The sequence below is a fragment of the Armatimonadota bacterium genome, from assembly GCA_031081585.1.
GTDB lineage: Bacteria > Sysuimicrobiota > Sysuimicrobiia > Sysuimicrobiales > Humicultoraceae > Geohabitans > Geohabitans tengchongensis.
Genome location: JAVHLY010000003.1, coordinates 28,986 through 43,168, shown reverse-complemented (window position 1 = coordinate 43,168; position 14,183 = coordinate 28,986). Strand labels below are relative to the sequence as shown.

The window sequence follows — 14,183 nt, the reverse complement described above, 5'->3', positions numbered from 1 at the left end:
GGCCCCCTCGGTCATGCCGCGGCGTCCTCCTGCCGCCGGGCCAGCCGGGCGGCGATGCCCTCGTGGACGCGGGCGCGCAGGCGCTCCAGCGGGATGCGGTCCAGCACCTCGGCGAAGAAGCCGTCCACCACCATGCGCACCGCCCGGGGGCGGGTGAGCCCCCGGCTCATCAGGTAGAAGAGGTGCTCCTCGTGCAGCCGGCTCGTCGCCGAGCCGTGGGTGCAGCGCAGGTCGTTGGCCATGATCTCCAGCTTGGGGATGCTGTCCGCCTTCGCCCCGGCGTTCAGGATGAGGTTGCGGTTGGACTGGAAGGCGTTGGTCTTCTGGGCGCCGTAGTGGACGCGGATCAGCCCGGCGAAGACGGTGCGGGCGCGGTCCTGCACCGCCCCCTTGTAGAGCAGGTCGGAGAGGGTGTGCGGGGCCTGGTGCTCCTGGAGGGTGTGGAAGTCGACGTGCTGCCGGTCGGCGCCGAAGTAGACCCCCAGCATCTCCGACTGGGCGCCGGGGCCGGCCAGCAGGCACTCCACGTCGGTCTTCACCAGGCTGCCCCCGAAGGCCACGACCAGGCTGCGCAGGGTGGCGTCCCGGGCCAAGCGCGCCCGGACCGCCCCCACCTCCCAGACCCCCGCGCCCCACTCCTGGAAGAGGACGTGGCGCACCTGCGCCCCCTCCCCCACCACCAGTTCCGTCGTGCGGGTGACCAGGGTCTGGCGCTCCACCCCCAGCGAGCCGCTCACCTCGATGAGCGTCACCACGCTGCCGCGGTCGGCCACCACCAGCGTGTGGGGGCTGTGGAGCGCCCCGGGCGTGTCTAGCCAGGCCGCGGCCAGGAGCGGCACGGTCACCTCGACGCCCGGGGGGACGTAGAGGAAGGTGCCGGCCCCCCGCAGCGCCGCCCCCAGCGCCCGGAACTTCAGCTCCTCCGGCCGGATCAGGCGGTGCAGGTGCTCGCGCAGGAGATCCGGGTGGTCGCGCGTGGCGGTGGCCAGGTCGGTGAAGCGCACCCCGCGGGCGGCCAGGGCCGCGTCGAGGGCCGCCCGCACGGGGCCGGCGTCGCGGTGGACCAGCAGCCCGCCGTGTGCCTCGGCCAGGGCGCCAGCCCCGTCGCCGCTCAGGCCGAGGATGTCCTCGAGCACGCGCGGGATGCCGGCGCCATGGCGGGGGAGCGGCGCCGGCACCAGGGCCGCCAGGTCGAGCCCGCTCAGGTCGGTGCGCCGCCACTCCTCCTGGGCGGGGTCCGGGAGCGGCAGCGCCTCGGCCAGGCGCCAGGCCTCCGCGCGCAGGTCGCGCAGCCACCCCGGCTCGCCCAGGCGCTCCCCCAGCGCCGCGGCGGCCGTCGGCCCCAGGCCGGCGAGCGTCACCGGCCGGTCCTCCGTGGCCCCGCAGGCCCTCCCCGCCTCCGTCACCGTCGTCCGCTCCTCCATCGTCCCGCAACCGTCTCGCAGCGCAGGAGGCAGGACACGGGTCGCGCCCTGCCTCCTGTCCGCGTCCGCGACGCCGCGCCGCCCGATGCGCGCCTAGCCCACCGATCCTTCCATCTCCAGGGCGATCAGCCGGTTGAGCTCCACCGCGTACTCCAGCGGCAGCTCCTTGGTGATGGGCTCGATGAAGCCGCGCACGATCATCCCCATCGCCTCGTCGGCCTTGATGCCCCGGGCCATGAGGTAGAAGAGCTGCTCGTCCGACACCTTGGAGACGGTGGCCTCGTGGGTGATCTGCACGTCCTCCTCGTCGATCTCCATGTAGGGGTAGGTGTCGGAGCGCGACCGCTCGTCCAGGATCAGGGCGTCGCAGCGCACCGCGCACTTGCTCCCCTTGGCCCCGGGGTAGACCTTCACCAGGCCGCGGTACCCGGCCCGGCCGCCGTCCTTGGCGATGGACTTGCTCACCACGCTGGACTGGGTGTAGGGCGCGGCGTGGATGACCTTGCCGCCCGGGTCCTGGTGCTGCCCGCGGCCGGCGTAGGCCACGGAGAGGATCTCCGCCTTGGCGCCGGGCTCGAGCATGTAGACGGAGGGGTACTTCATCGTCACCTTGCTGTTGTGCACGATGAACCCGTTGGCCACGAAGTTGTGCGTGCCCTCGATCTCGATGTCCCAGGTGTCCTCCACGCCCTCCGGCTCGATGGCGGCCACCCGCGAGAAGTGCACCGGGCGCTCGTAGGGCCGCTCCCCGAAGTAGAGGAAGTAGTGGGTGTAGGCCTTGGGCTCGACCCCCAGCGGCTTCCGCGCCCCCCGCGTCCAGCGGGAGATCTTCCGCGGGTCGAGGCCGCAGGAGATGGCCAGCGCCTTGACGTCCTCCAGGAGCGCCCGGCTGGCGCTGGTGACGGAGAGGTTCTTGTGCCCGGGACGTCGGTGCCCGTCGCCGTCGATGTAGCCCTCAAGGAAGGCGAGCCGCTGAGCCCTGGGCAGGCGGTAGACCCACGGCGGGACGCGCTTCTCGGTGGCCCGGCCGGCCAAGCCCTGCCGGCGGAACCACTCCGCCAGGTCGACGGAGTTCACCCGCACCGCGTTACCCTTCACCTGCGCCTCCACTCCAAAGCGCGTCCGCAGGAGGGCCATCATCCGGTCGTGGGCGCGGTCGCCCGGCGGGACGGCGAAGTAGACGCGGGCGCGCTCCAGGTAGCCGTCCGCCAGGTAGAGCCCGAGCAGCCACATCAGCTCCTCGGTGCTCACCTGCGGCAGCGTCACCGGCTTGCTGCCCCGCCGCGGCAGCGGCGGGAAGGTGGCCGGCACCCCGCTGTCCGGCACGGCGCCCGCGATGGCCACGAAGTCCCCGGGCCGCAGCTCGTCGAGCCGGGCCCAGGTGAGGGCGAGGTGCGTCCCCTGCCGGCGCAGCGTCAGGAAGGGGTGGTTGGCCGTGGCGCGGATCTCCCGGTGGTTGGCCGCGCGCAGGCGGAAGACGGGCTGGCGGCCGCTGTAGCGCTTGCCCAGGACCTTGCGCCGGACCAGGTGGAGCTCGGCGTCCACCGTGTAGACGGTGTCCCCGGCCTCCACCTCGGCGATGGGCTTGACGTCGTTGTTCAGCAGGATCCGCGCGTCGTCGGTGAGGCAGCCGATGTTCCCGTCCACCCACTCCATGGTGGCGTCGCGGTAGGCCACGGCGCGCTTGGTCACGAGGTTGTAGACGTTGGGCGACCAGTTCTGGATGGTCGTGTAGCGGCAGCGCGCCCCTTCCTTGACGATGATCTCCACCACGGCGCTGTGCAGCGAGTCGCTGGAGTAGAGGGGCGCCGTGCACCCCTCCACGTAGTGGACGTAGGAGCCCGGTTCGCAGATGATCAGCGTCCGCTCGAACTGCCCCATCCGCTCGGCGTTGATGCGGAAGTAGGCCTGCAGCGGGATGTCCACCCGCACACCCTCGGGCACGTAGATGAAGGACCCGCCCGACCAGACCGCCGAGTTCAGGGCGGCGAACTTGTTGTCCTCGGGCGGGACCACGGTGCCGAAGTACTCCCGCACCAGGTCGGGGTGCTGGCGGAGCGCGGTGTCGGTGTCGAGGAAGATGACCCCGAGCTTCTCCCACTCCTCCTTGAGGTTGTGGTACACCACCTCGCTCTCGTACTGCGCCCCCACCCCGGCCAGGAACTTCTTCTCCGCCTCGGGGATGCCCAGCCGGTCGTAGGTGCGCCGGATCTCCTCGGGCAGCTCCTCCCACGACCGCCCCTGCCGCTCCGTGGGCTTGATGTAGTAGTAGATGCGGTCGAAGTCGATGCCGGAGAGGTCGGCCCCCCAGCGCGGCATGGGCCGCCGTACGAAGTGCTCGTAGGCGTGCAGGCGGTAGGCCCGCATCCACGCGGGCTCGCCCTTCATGGCGGAGATCTCCTCCACCACCTCGCGGGTCAGCCCGGGGCGGGCCTTGAAGACGTAGCGCTCCGGCTCCCGGAACCCCCACTTGTAGTGGTCGAGGTCGATGCCCAGCGGGTTCGTCGTCGCCATGGCCTCAGTGTACCACCCAGAAGACTTTGCCCGCGCGGCGGACGGCGCCCGACTCCTGGACCTCCGCCGCCACCACCTCCACCTGGGACTTGATGCCCTCGTAGCCCTTCTGCTCCAGCTCCTCCGCCAGCTCCGGGCCGCCCGAGACCACCAGCCGCCCGTCGAACATCACGTGGACGTGGTGGGGACGGATGTAGTGGAGGATGCGGGAGTAGTGGGTGATGACGACCAGCCCCAGCCCCAGCTGCTCGTACATGCGGTTGACGCCGTCCGCCACCACCTTCACCGAGTCGATGTCCAGGCCGGAGTCGGTCTCGTCCATGATGGCGATCTCCGGCTCGAGCAGGGCCATCTGCAGGATCTCCGCCCGCTTCTTCTCCCCGCCGCTGAAGCCCTCGTTGATGTAGCGGCCGGCGATGCTGGGGTCGATGCGCAGCTCGGCGATCTTCTGGCGGAGGAGCTTTTGGAACTCCCCCACCGGCATGAGCTCCTGCTCGTAGCCTCGGCGGGCGCTCACGGCCGTGCGCAGGAAGGAGGCCATGGTCACGCCGGGGATGGCCACGGGGTACTGGAAGGCGATGAAGAGGCCCTTCCGGGCCCGCTCGTCCGGGGCCATGGCCAGGAGGTCCTCCCCCTTGTAGAAGACGTCCCCGCGCACCACCTGGTAGAAGGGGTTGCCCATGAGGACGTTGGCCAGGGTGGACTTCCCCGAGCCGTTGGGGCCCATGAGCGCGTGGATCTCGCCCCGGTTGACGGTGAGGGTGACTCCCTTGAGGATCACCCGGTCCTCCACCTGGACGTGCAGGTCGCGAATCTCCAGGTCGGGCATGGAGCCTCCGGCTGCCCAACAATTCTTAATGAAATCACTCAACAATCATTCTACGGCGAGCTGCGTGGGGCGTCAAACGACCTCGACCCCCCGCGGCCACGCACGCAGGAGCGCCGCCCGGGCAGCCGGCGGCAGGAAGGCCGCCCGGGCGGCTGTGGCCATCAGGCCGCCCAGGTCGTCGAGGGTGAGCCCGCAGGTCCGCTGCACCGCCCACAGCTCCCGGGTCAGGTCGGTGTGCAGCAGCAGCGGGTCGTCGCTGCTCACCGTCACCGGGACCCCGGCCTCCAGGAAGGTGCGCAGGGGGTGGCGCTCCAGCGAGGGGACGAGCCCCAGCCGGACGTTGCTCGTCGGGCACACCTCCAGGGTGATGCGGTGCTCCCGCAGGTAGGCCAGGAGCTCGGGGTCCTCGACCGCCCGCAGGCCGTGGCCGATGCGCTGCGCCCCCAGGTGGTAGAGGGCGGTCCAGATGCTGGCCGGGCCGGTGAACTCCCCGGCGTGCACGGTGACGCCGAGCCCGGCCTCGCGCGCCCGGTCGATAGCCGCCCGGAACATCGCCGGCGGGAAGTTGGCCTCGTCCCCGGCCAGGTCGACCCCCACCACCCCGCAGTCGCGGCAGGCCACCGCCTCCCGCACGACCCGCTCGGCCTCTGCCGGTCCGCGCTCGCGCACGAGGGTCACGATCAGCCCCGCGCTGATCCCCAGCGCCGGCCGCGCGGCCTGCGCCGCCTCGGCCATGGCCTCCAGCACCCCGCGCACCCCCAGCGCGGCGAAGGCCCGCCGGCCGCCCACCCGCACCTCCACGTGGCGCACCCCCTGGGCCGCGCACTCCGCCAGCAGCTCGGCGGTGATCTGCCGCAGGTTGGCCGGGGTGTAGAGGGCGTCGGGGATGCGGCCGGCGCGGCCGGCATAGCGCAGGCGGCGCAGCCGGTCGTAGCCGGTGAAGGCGGCCGGGTCGGCCACGAGGTGCGGGGCCCCGAGGCGGTCGCCGGCGTCGGGCGAGCGCTCAGCCAGCCGGCGCAAGCGCAGCGAGGTCTCCAGGTGGAGGTGGAGCTCCACCTTGGGCAGGGCGCGCAGGGCGGCGGGCACCCCGGCGGCCCCGGGACCGTCCGCAGCCTCGCGGGGAGGTGTGCCGGACATTTGCCGCCATTATAGCGGCCGATATAATTGTTAAGTCATGGCGACGGTGAAGCGGGAAGCCGCCCCTGCGCGCCCCGGCGAGGAGCTCGCCACCTACCTGCCCTGGTACCGGCTGATGGTCCTGGCCCGGCGCTTCGAGGAGGAGGCGGAACGGGCCTTCCGGCGGGGGAAGGTCGGCGGCTACCTGCACCTCTACAACGGCCAGGAGGCGGTGGCGGCGGGGTGGCTGGCGGCGCTGCGGGCCGACGACATCTTCTTCACCGCCTACCGCGACCACGCCCACGCCATCTTCCGCGGCACGGAGCCGCGCCGCATCATGGCCGAGCTCTTCGGCAAGGTCACGGGCGTGGCCAAGGGCAAGGGCGGATCGATGCACATCTTCGACGTGGCCCGCGGGTTCTACGGCGGGTACGGGATCGTCGGCGGGCACATCCCGCTGGCCACGGGGGCGGCCTACGCCCTGCGCTACCTGGGCACCGACCGGATCTGCCTGTGCTTCCTCGGCGACGGGGCGATGCACTCCGGGTCCTTCCACGAGCCGGTGAACATGGCCGCCCTGTGGGGCCGCGAGGGGCTCTGCCCGATCGTCTACGTCGTCGAGAACAACCAGTACGCCATGGGCACCTCGGTGGAGCGCTCCACCGTCGTCACGGAGCTCGCCCGCAAGTTCGATGCCTACGGCATCCCCAGCGAGCGCATCGACGGACAGGACCTCCTCACGGTGCACGAGACCGCCCAGCGCGTCGTCCGCCAGGTGCGGGAGCGCGGCGCCCCCTACGCGGTGGAATGCCTGACCTACCGGTTTGCCGGCCACGGGGCGGCCGACCTCTTCCAGCCCTACCGCACCCGCGAGGAGGTGGAGCGCTGGAAACAGCGCGACCCCATCCTGCTGCTGGAGCGGCGGCTGCGCGAGGCCGGGTTGCTCGACGACGCGCAGGTGGCCGCGATCGGCCAGGAGGCGGAGGCCCAGGTGGCCGAGGCGGTCCGCTTCGCCGAGGAGAGCCCCGCCCCGGACCCCGAGGAGCTCACCCGCGACGTCTACACCGACCCGCCGTCGGGCTTCGTCCCCTGAGGGCGCGTCCCGATGCCCGAGCTGACCTACCGGGACGCCCTGCGCACCACCCTGATCGAGGAGATGGACCGCGACCCCACGGTCGTCCTCCTCGGCGAGGACATCGGCGTCTACCAGGGCACCTTCCGCATCACCGCCGACCTGCTGCAGCGCTACGGCCCGCGGCGCGTCATCGACACGCCCATCTCCGAGCTGGGCTTCGTCGGGGCGGCCATCGGCATGGCCATGCTGGGCCTGCGTCCGGTGGTGGAGGTGATGACCTGGAACTTCTCCATCCTGGCCGCCGACCAGATCCTCAACAACGCCGCCAAGGTGCGCTACTTCTCCGGGGGCCAGGTGAGCGTGCCCATGGTCATCCGCGGCCCCAACGGCGCGGGGGTGCAGCTCTCGGCCCAGCACTCCCAGAGCCTGGAGGTCCTCTACGCCCACTTCCCGGGGCTGCGGGTGGTGGCGCCGGCCACCCCGGCGGACGCCCGCGGGCTGCTGCGGCAGGCCATCCGCAGCCACGACCCGGTGATCTTCCTGGAGAACGCCGCCCTGTACGGGACCAAGGGGGAGGTCCCCGACGGGGACGTCACCATCCCCTTCGGGCAGGCCGAGGTGGCCCGGCGCGGGCGGGACGTCACCGTCGTGGCCTACAGCCGCATGGTGGCGCTGGCGCTGGCGGCGGCGGAGCAGCTGGCGCAGGAGGGGATCGAGGCCGAGGTGATCAACCTGCGCTCCCTGCGCCCCCTCGACCTGGAGACGGTGCTGCGCTCGGTGCGGCGCACGCACCGGGCGGTGGTGGTGCAGGAGCAGTGGCGCCCCTTCGGGGCCGCCGCCGAGATCGCCGCCCTGATCTACGAGCACGCCTTCGACGACCTGGACGCGCCGGTGGAGCGTGTCACTGGCGCCGATGTCCCCATGCCCTACGCCCGCAACCTGGAAGTGCTGGCCCTGCCGCACGAACCCGACATCGTCCAGGCGGTGCGCCGCACGCTCTACCGGGGATAGGCCATGGCCGAGGTCATCATGCCGAAGATGGGCGACGCCATGACGGAGGGGAAGATCCTCCGCTGGATGAAGCGGCCGGGGGACGCGGTGGCCCCGGGGGAGCCCATCGCCGAGATCGAGACGGACAAAGTGAACGTCGAGCTGCCCGCGGAGGAGGCCGGCACGCTGCTGGAGGTGCTGGCTCCGGAGGGGCAGTCGGTGCCGGTGGGGCAGCCCATCGCGGTGATCGGCCGGCCGGGGGAGCAGCCCGGCACAGCGACGGCGCCGGCCCGGTCCACTCCCGGTGCCGAGCCTGCGGCGCCCCGTCCCGCGACACCGGCGGAGGCCCCCGCCCCCGCGCGCATCCCCGCCGAGGAGCGGATCAAGGCCTCACCGCTGGCCCGGCGCCTGGCCCGGGAGCATGGAGTCGACCTGGCCGCCCTCACCGGCACCGGCCCCGAGGGCCGCATCACCAAAGAGGACGTCGAGGCCTACCTGGCCCGGACGGCCGGCGCGGCGCCCGCCGCCCCACCCACCCCTCCCCTCCGCACCGAGGAGGTGCCGCTCGGCCGCCCGCGCCGCACGGTGGCGCAGCGCATGGTGGAGGCCAAGGGCCCCGTCCCGCACTTCTACGTCACCGTGGAGATCCGCATGGACGCGGCCCTCGACCTGCGCCGCCAGCTCAACGCGGCGCTGGGGGAGAAGGTCGTCTCCGTGAACGACCTGGTGGTGAAGGCGGCGGCGCTGGCGCTGCGCGCCTTCCCCAACCTGAACGCCTCCTACCGCGGGGAGACGGTGCTACGCTACGGCGAGGTCCACGTCGGGGTGGCCGTGGACCGGCCCGAGGGACTCATCGTCCCGGTGATCCGCCACGCCGACCGCAAGGGCCTGGTGGCCATCGCCCGGGAGGCGCGCGACCTGGCCGAGCGCGCCCGCAGCGGCCGGCTGCGCCCCGAGGAGCTGGAGGGCGGGACCTTCACCGTGAGCAACCTGGGGATGTTCGAGGTGGAGTCCTTCGCCGCCATCATCAACCCGCCCCAGGCGGCGATCCTGGCCGTGGGGACGGCGCTGCCGCGCGCGGTGGTGGACGGGGGACAGGTGCGCGCGGCGCACGTCATGAAGGCCACCCTCTCGGCCGACCACCGGGTGACGGACGGCGCCGAGGCCGCCCGGTACCTGGCCGAGCTGCGGCGCCTGCTGGAGACGCCGCTGCTGCTCGTCGTCGACCCCGGCAGGCTGGAGTAGTTCCGGGTGGACTGCGGCAGGCTGGAGTAGTTCCGGTCGACGCGGACGGCCTAGCCCGCCAGCCCCTCTACGCGCTGTCCCAGGCGGGCCTCCCACGCCGCCAGCAGGTCAGCGGCGTCCACCACCAGCCCCAGGTGGAGGGAGACGATGTGCAGCGCCGCCTCCTCCATCTCCGGCGAGAAACCGCGCACCAGATCGCGCGGCACCACCACCCGGTAGTCCCGGTTGGCCGCGTCGAAGGCGGCGTTGAGCACGCAGCAGTCGGTGAACCCGCCGGTGAGCACCACCGTGCGCCGCCGCAGCTGGCGCAGGAGAAAGTCCAGGTCGGTCGGGTAGAAGATGCTCAGCCGCTTCTTCGTGTCGACGATGTGGTCCTCGGGGGCCACCTCGGTGACCAGCTCGGTCCACCGCGTCCCCTGCAGCCCGTGGCGCTCGTGCCCTGGGATGGGCCCGACGGTCATGGGGAAGGTCAGGCGCCAGGCGGACGGGATGCCGCGCACGTCGTCGACGCCGCTGGGGCGCAGGCCGGTCTTCACGTGGATGACCGGGACGCCCAGCCGGCGGCAGGCCCGGTGGAAGGCGTTGATGGGCTCGACGATCTCCCGCGCCCGCGGCGCCGGGCAGGGACACTCCGGGTCGTCCGCGTCCAGGTGGCCGCGGTGCATGTCGATGGAGACCGCGGCCGTCACCTGAGGGTCGAGCCACTCGGCGAACGCCGGCGGCACGGGCTTGCGCGCCCCGTAGAAGTAGGCCTCCATGGCGATCCCTCCTCGTCGGCTCACGCCTCGCGGCGGTAGGGACGGGCCAGGGCTTCGGGCACGCCGGCCCCGCCCCGGCGCCGCAACACGGTGATCACGAAGAGCACCCCCAGCGTGAACAGGTACGGCAGCATGCGCAGCAGGATGGCCGAGGTCTCCACCCCCAGCACCTGCGCCCGGAACCCCAGGGCGTCCACCGCGCCGAAGAGGACGGCGCCGGCGGCCAGGCGCAGCGGGCGCCACGTCCCGAAGATCACCAGCGCGATGGCGATCCACCCGAGCCCTCCGGTCATGTGCTCGGTCCAGGCCGGCGTGTAGGCCAGGGAGAGGTACGCCCCGGCCAGGCCCGCCAGGGCCCCGCCCGCCACCACCGCCCCCGCGCGCACCGCCGCCACGTTCACGCCCATGGCGTCCGCCGCCTCGGGGTGCTCCCCGCAGGCGCGCAGGCGCAGCCCCGACCGCGTGTGGTCGAGCCACCACCACGCCGCCACCGCCAGCGCGTAGGCCAGGTAGACCAGCGCGTCCTGCCGGAAGAGGACAGGACCCGCCACCGGCAGGGCCGCCAGCCCCGGGACGGCCAGGGCCCGGAAGGGGACGGGGTTGGGGATGCCGATCAGCGGCTTCCCCAGGAAGGCGCTGAGCCCCGTCCCGAAGAGCGCCAGCGCCAGGCCGGCGGTCACCTGCTCGACCCCCAGGCCCACCGTGAGGGCGGCGTGCACCCCCCCGAGCACCGCCCCCACCGCCAGCGCGGCGGCCACGGCCAGCCACGGCTCGCGCGTGGCCACGGCCACGGCGAAGCCCGTCACCGCCCCGACCAGCATCACGCCCTCCACCCCCAGGTTGAGCACGCCGCTGCGCTCCGCCACCAGTTCGCCCAGCCCGGCCAGCAGCAGCGGGGTGCCCAGCGTGACGGCGGCGGCGGCCAGCGCGGTCAGCGGGTCCACGGGCGTCGGGTCAGGCCCCGCTGGCGGCGGATGCGGCCAGCAGGCGGTGACGGCGGCGGCGGCGCACGGCCACCTCGCCGGCCAGCACGAAGAACAGGATGAGCGCCTGCAGCATCGCGGCGATGGCCGCGGGCACCCCGGCGGTCTGGATGACGAACCCGCCGTTGAGCAGCCCGGCGAAGAGCACCGCCACGGCCACCACGGCCCAGGGGTGGAGCCCGGCCAGCCAGGCGACGATGATGGCGCTGAACCCGTAGCCCGGTGAGAGCCCCTGCTGGAGGCGGTGGACCACGCCGGCCACCTCCCCCACGCCCGCCAGCCCCGCCAGGGCGCCGCTCACGGCCATCACCCCCAGGACATAGCGCCGCACGGCCACTCCCGCGGCGTGCGCCGCCTCCGCTCCGGCCCCGATGGCCCGCACCTCGAACCCCCAGCGCGTGCGGCGCACCGCCCAGGCCAGCAGGGCGGCCAGCACCAGCGCCAGGAGAGCTCCCAGGTGGACCTCGCCGACGAGCAGGGGGAAGCGCATCCCTTCCGGGAAGGGGCGGGAGTACGGGAAGCTGAACGCCGCCGGGTCGGCCCAGGCGCCGAAGACCAGGTAGTCCACCCACAGCGCGGCGACGTAGTTGAGCATGAGGGTGGAGATGATCTCGCTCACCCCGGCGTAGGCCCGCAGCAGTGCGGGGCCGAGCGCCCACAGCGCCCCGCCGGCGGCGCCGAGGAGCATCAGAGCGGGCACCGCCGCCGCGGGTGGCAGCGCCGGACCGGCCAGCGCCAGCCAGGAGGCGGCGAGCGCCCCCACGAGGAGCTGGCCTTCCGCGCCGATGTTCCACAGCCCCATCGTGAAGGCCAGCGCTACCCCCAGCCCGGTGAGCGCCAGCGGGATGGCCTTCACCAGGGTCTGCTCCCAGGCGTAGGCCGACCCGAAGGCGCCGACGGCCATCTCCCGGTAGGCGGTCCAGGGGTCGTGCCCAGTGGCGGCGAGCAGCGCCGCGCCCACCAGCAGCGCCGCCGCCACACCACCGGCGCGGAGCACCGCCCCCTCCGCCCAGGCGGGGGAAGCGGGACCCGCGGACCGGGCCGCGCCGGCCGCCGGCGCGCGCACCCGCAGCGGGCGCTCGGCCGCTCCCACAGGCTACCGCGCCGTCGGGGGCTGCCCCTCGATGCCGCGCAGCAGCCAGTTGAAGGCGAGGATCTCCTTCAGGGTCATCACCCTGCCCTTGGGGACGCGCTCACGGCCGTTCTGGTCGGCCAGCGGCCCCTTGAAGATCTGGAAGGTCCCGGCGATGATGCCGCGCCGCCGCTCGTCCACCAGGCGCCGCACGTCCGCGGGCACGTCGGGGTGGAAGGGGCCGAGCGAGACCATGCGGTCGGCGAGCCCGCCGTAGTAGTCCTCGGAGCGGAACTGCCCCCGCTGGATGCCCCGCACGATCGCCTCGTCCACCGCCCGCCAGTCCCAGATGGTGCCGGTGAGGTAGGCGCGGGGGGCGAAGCGCTGCATGTTGGACTCGGAGCCGATCCCCCACTTCCCCTCCTCGGCCGCGGCCTGGAGGGCGCTCGGGGTGTCCTGGTGCTGGGCGATGACGTCCGCGCCGGCATCGAGCAGCGCCTTGGCGGCGGACTTCTCCTTGGGCGGGTCGTACCAGGTGCGCGTCCACACCACCCGGATGCGCGCGTTGGGGTTCACGGACCACACGCCGAGGGCGAAGGCGTTCACACCGGCCACGACGGTGCTGATGGGGTGGGCGGCGACGAAGCCGATGGTGTTGGTGCGGGTCATCTTCCCGGCCACGAGGCCGGTCAGGTAGCGCCCCTCCCAGATGCGCCCGTAGATGGTCTTCACGTTGGGCGCCAGCCCGATGGCCGGCCCGATGCCGATGATGCGCACGTCGGGGTGGCGGCGGGCCACCTGCAGGCCGAAGGTCTGGTAGCCGAAGGCGGTGGCGAAGATGATGCGGTAGCCCTGGCGGATGAACTGCTCCATCACCCGGGCCACCTCGGCCGTCTCCGGGACCGACTCCACGTAGCGCGTCTGCACGCCCAGCGTGCGCTCCAGGTGGCGGCGCGCCTGGTCGTGCTGGTAGGTCCAGCCGGCGTCGCCGATGGGGCCCACGTAGATGAAGGCCACCCGGGTGGCCGCCTGGCCCGCCCCTGCCGTGGATGCGGCCGCCGTCGCCAGCACGAGGACGGCCAGGACCAGCGCACAGAACCGTCTGCCGACCTGCATGGGTCACTCCTCCTCTCCATGGTGAGGGCCCGCCGGGCGGGGGCCCGCCGGTGCCCCGGTACGGGGTGCGAACAGCGCCAGTGCCGTCCCCCCCGCGACCATCTGCCGCGCCTCGGGCGCAAGCCCCGCCGCGTCCAGCGTCGCCCCCGGCGCCGGATCGGCCATGCTGAAGGGGTAGTCGCTGCCCAGCAGCACCCGCGCCGCCCCGACCTGCTCCACCAGGAACCGCAGGGCGGCGGGGTGGTGGGTGAGGGCGTCGTAGTAGAAGGCCTGCAGGAACTGCGCCGGGGAGACGTCGAGGTGCACCCGCGCCTCCTCCCGGGCCCGGTACGCCCGCTCCAGCCGGCCGATCTGGTACGGCAGGAACCCGCCCCCGTGGACCAGGACGACGCGGAGACCTGGAAACCGCCGCAGCACGCCGCCGAAGACCAGCTCCGCCGCGGCCAGCGTGGTCTCCAACGGGTAGCCCACGACATTGTGCAGGTAGTAGGGGCGGAGCCGCTCCAGCGCCGGGACGGCGAAGGGGTGGAGGACCACCGGGACCCCCAGCGCCTGCGCCTCCGCCCAGAACGGCTCGAGGGGCGCCTGGGCGAGGCTGCGGCCGCGCACGTTGGTGTCGATCATGGCGCCCCGCAGGCCGAGGTGCCGCACGGCGTAGCGCAGCTCCGCGGCGGCCGCGTCGCCGTCCTGGAGCGGCACGGTGGCCAGCCCCCAGCAGGCCTCCGCCGCAGCCAGGTCGGCGGCCAGGCTCTCGTTCACCAGGCGGCTCAGGAGGGCGCCCTGCTCGACGGGCAGGCCGTAGCCCGCCAGGTCCATGAGCGGGCCGAGGACCAGCCGGTCGAGGCCCTGGCGGTGGCGGTGGGCGCGCAGGCCGTCCAGGTCGGAGAGCGCCGGGAGGATCGGCCGCGCCAGCGGGACGTCGGGGAGGTGGACCTGCGGGGCGGGGGTCTCCAGGTACGTCACGCCGTACCGGGCCGCGTCACGACGCAGCACGGCGAAGACCCGCGGCGAGACGTAGTGGACGTGGGCGTCGACGCGCATCCCGGCCACCGCTACCCCTC

Annotated in this window: 11 protein-coding genes and 3 pseudogenes; 3 read left to right on the top strand and 11 right to left on the bottom strand. The window is 73.4% G+C overall.

Annotated elements, in window-relative coordinates; genetic code table 11:
- Window positions 1–11: 11 nt before the first annotated feature.
- The 6 genes and pseudogenes from sufD to add form a co-directional block, all read right to left on the bottom strand.
- Complete coding sequence (gene sufD / locus RB146_01960) at window positions 12–1,424, bottom strand: Fe-S cluster assembly protein SufD (GenBank protein ID MDQ7827744.1); 1,413 nt, start codon at window positions 1,422–1,424, stop codon at window positions 12–14.
- Window positions 1,425–1,517: 93 nt separating this feature from the next.
- Window positions 1,518–2,039: pseudogene (locus RB146_01955) on the bottom strand (SufD family Fe-S cluster assembly protein).
- Window positions 2,040–3,080: pseudogene (locus tag RB146_01950) on the bottom strand (LAGLIDADG family homing endonuclease). It abuts the pseudogene before it with no gap.
- A pseudogene (gene sufB / locus RB146_01945) lies at window positions 3,054–3,938 on the bottom strand (Fe-S cluster assembly protein SufB). The pseudogenes RB146_01950 and sufB overlap by 27 nt, the downstream one beginning before the upstream one ends.
- Before the next feature lie 4 nt (window positions 3,939–3,942).
- Window positions 3,943–4,767 carry a Fe-S cluster assembly ATPase SufC gene (gene sufC, locus RB146_01940; GenBank protein MDQ7827743.1) on the bottom strand — a complete coding sequence of 275 codons (825 nt, stop codon included), beginning with the start codon at window positions 4,765–4,767 and terminating at the stop codon, window positions 3,943–3,945.
- A 72-nt stretch (window positions 4,768–4,839) separates the two neighbouring features.
- The gene (add, locus tag RB146_01935; GenBank protein MDQ7827742.1) at window positions 4,840–5,904 is read right to left on the bottom strand and encodes an adenosine deaminase; all 1,065 of its coding nucleotides are present in this window, start codon (window positions 5,902–5,904) and stop codon (window positions 4,840–4,842) included.
- 37 nt (window positions 5,905–5,941) lie between these two features.
- Here add and pdhA point away from each other — a divergent pair, with 37 nt between their 5' ends.
- Genes pdhA through RB146_01920 form a run of 3 tightly spaced genes read left to right on the top strand, consistent with a single transcriptional unit; the run spans window position 5,942 to window position 9,193 of the window.
- On the top strand, window positions 5,942–6,976 hold the full coding sequence (gene pdhA / locus RB146_01930) for a pyruvate dehydrogenase (acetyl-transferring) E1 component subunit alpha (GenBank protein ID MDQ7827741.1): 1,035 nt from the start codon (window positions 5,942–5,944) through the stop codon (window positions 6,974–6,976).
- A 12-nt stretch (window positions 6,977–6,988) separates the two neighbouring features.
- Window positions 6,989–7,969 carry a pyruvate dehydrogenase complex E1 component subunit beta gene (locus RB146_01925; GenBank protein ID MDQ7827740.1) on the top strand — a complete coding sequence of 327 codons (981 nt, stop codon included), beginning with the start codon at window positions 6,989–6,991 and terminating at the stop codon, window positions 7,967–7,969.
- Window positions 7,970–7,972: 3 nt separating this feature from the next.
- Window positions 7,973–9,193 carry a dihydrolipoamide acetyltransferase family protein gene (locus RB146_01920; protein MDQ7827739.1) on the top strand — a complete coding sequence of 407 codons (1,221 nt, stop codon included), beginning with the start codon at window positions 7,973–7,975 and terminating at the stop codon, window positions 9,191–9,193.
- A gap of 50 nt (window positions 9,194–9,243) precedes the next feature.
- Here RB146_01920 and RB146_01915 read toward each other — a convergent pair whose 3' ends face one another.
- The 5 genes from RB146_01915 to RB146_01895 all read right to left on the bottom strand — a co-directional run bounded on the left by RB146_01915 (window position 9,244) and on the right by RB146_01895 (window position 14,163).
- A complete protein-coding gene (locus tag RB146_01915) occupies window positions 9,244–9,951 on the bottom strand; it encodes an isochorismatase family cysteine hydrolase (protein MDQ7827738.1) in 708 nt (235 codons plus the stop codon).
- 20 nt (window positions 9,952–9,971) lie between these two features.
- Window positions 9,972–10,895 carry an ABC transporter permease gene (locus RB146_01910; protein ID MDQ7827737.1) on the bottom strand — a complete coding sequence of 308 codons (924 nt, stop codon included), beginning with the start codon at window positions 10,893–10,895 and terminating at the stop codon, window positions 9,972–9,974.
- Between the two features lie 10 nt (window positions 10,896–10,905).
- On the bottom strand, window positions 10,906–11,931 hold the full coding sequence (locus RB146_01905) for an ABC transporter permease (GenBank protein MDQ7827736.1): 1,026 nt from the start codon (window positions 11,929–11,931) through the stop codon (window positions 10,906–10,908).
- 99 nt (window positions 11,932–12,030) lie between these two features.
- The gene (locus RB146_01900; GenBank protein MDQ7827735.1) at window positions 12,031–13,122 is read right to left on the bottom strand and encodes a BMP family ABC transporter substrate-binding protein; all 1,092 of its coding nucleotides are present in this window, start codon (window positions 13,120–13,122) and stop codon (window positions 12,031–12,033) included.
- A gap of 3 nt (window positions 13,123–13,125) precedes the next feature.
- A complete protein-coding gene (locus RB146_01895; GenBank protein MDQ7827734.1) occupies window positions 13,126–14,163 on the bottom strand; it encodes an amidohydrolase family protein in 1,038 nt (345 codons plus the stop codon).
- Between the last annotated feature and the right edge of the window lie 20 nt (window positions 14,164–14,183).

Coding starts and splice junctions, on each gene's coding strand:
- sufD (MDQ7827744.1), bottom strand. CDS start 1,424: ATGGAGGAGCGGACGACGGTGACGGAGGCGGGGAGGGCCTGCGGGGCC.
- sufC (MDQ7827743.1), bottom strand. CDS start 4,767: ATGCCCGACCTGGAGATTCGCGACCTGCACGTCCAGGTGGAGGACCGG.
- add (MDQ7827742.1), bottom strand. CDS start 5,904: ATGTCCGGCACACCTCCCCGCGAGGCTGCGGACGGTCCCGGGGCCGCC.
- pdhA (MDQ7827741.1), top strand. CDS start 5,942: ATGGCGACGGTGAAGCGGGAAGCCGCCCCTGCGCGCCCCGGCGAGGAG.
- RB146_01925 (MDQ7827740.1), top strand. CDS start 6,989: ATGCCCGAGCTGACCTACCGGGACGCCCTGCGCACCACCCTGATCGAG.
- RB146_01920 (MDQ7827739.1), top strand. CDS start 7,973: ATGGCCGAGGTCATCATGCCGAAGATGGGCGACGCCATGACGGAGGGG.
- RB146_01915 (MDQ7827738.1), bottom strand. CDS start 9,951: ATGGAGGCCTACTTCTACGGGGCGCGCAAGCCCGTGCCGCCGGCGTTC.
- RB146_01900 (MDQ7827735.1), bottom strand. CDS start 13,122: ATGCAGGTCGGCAGACGGTTCTGTGCGCTGGTCCTGGCCGTCCTCGTG.
- RB146_01895 (MDQ7827734.1), bottom strand. CDS start 14,163: ATGCGCGTCGACGCCCACGTCCACTACGTCTCGCCGCGGGTCTTCGCC.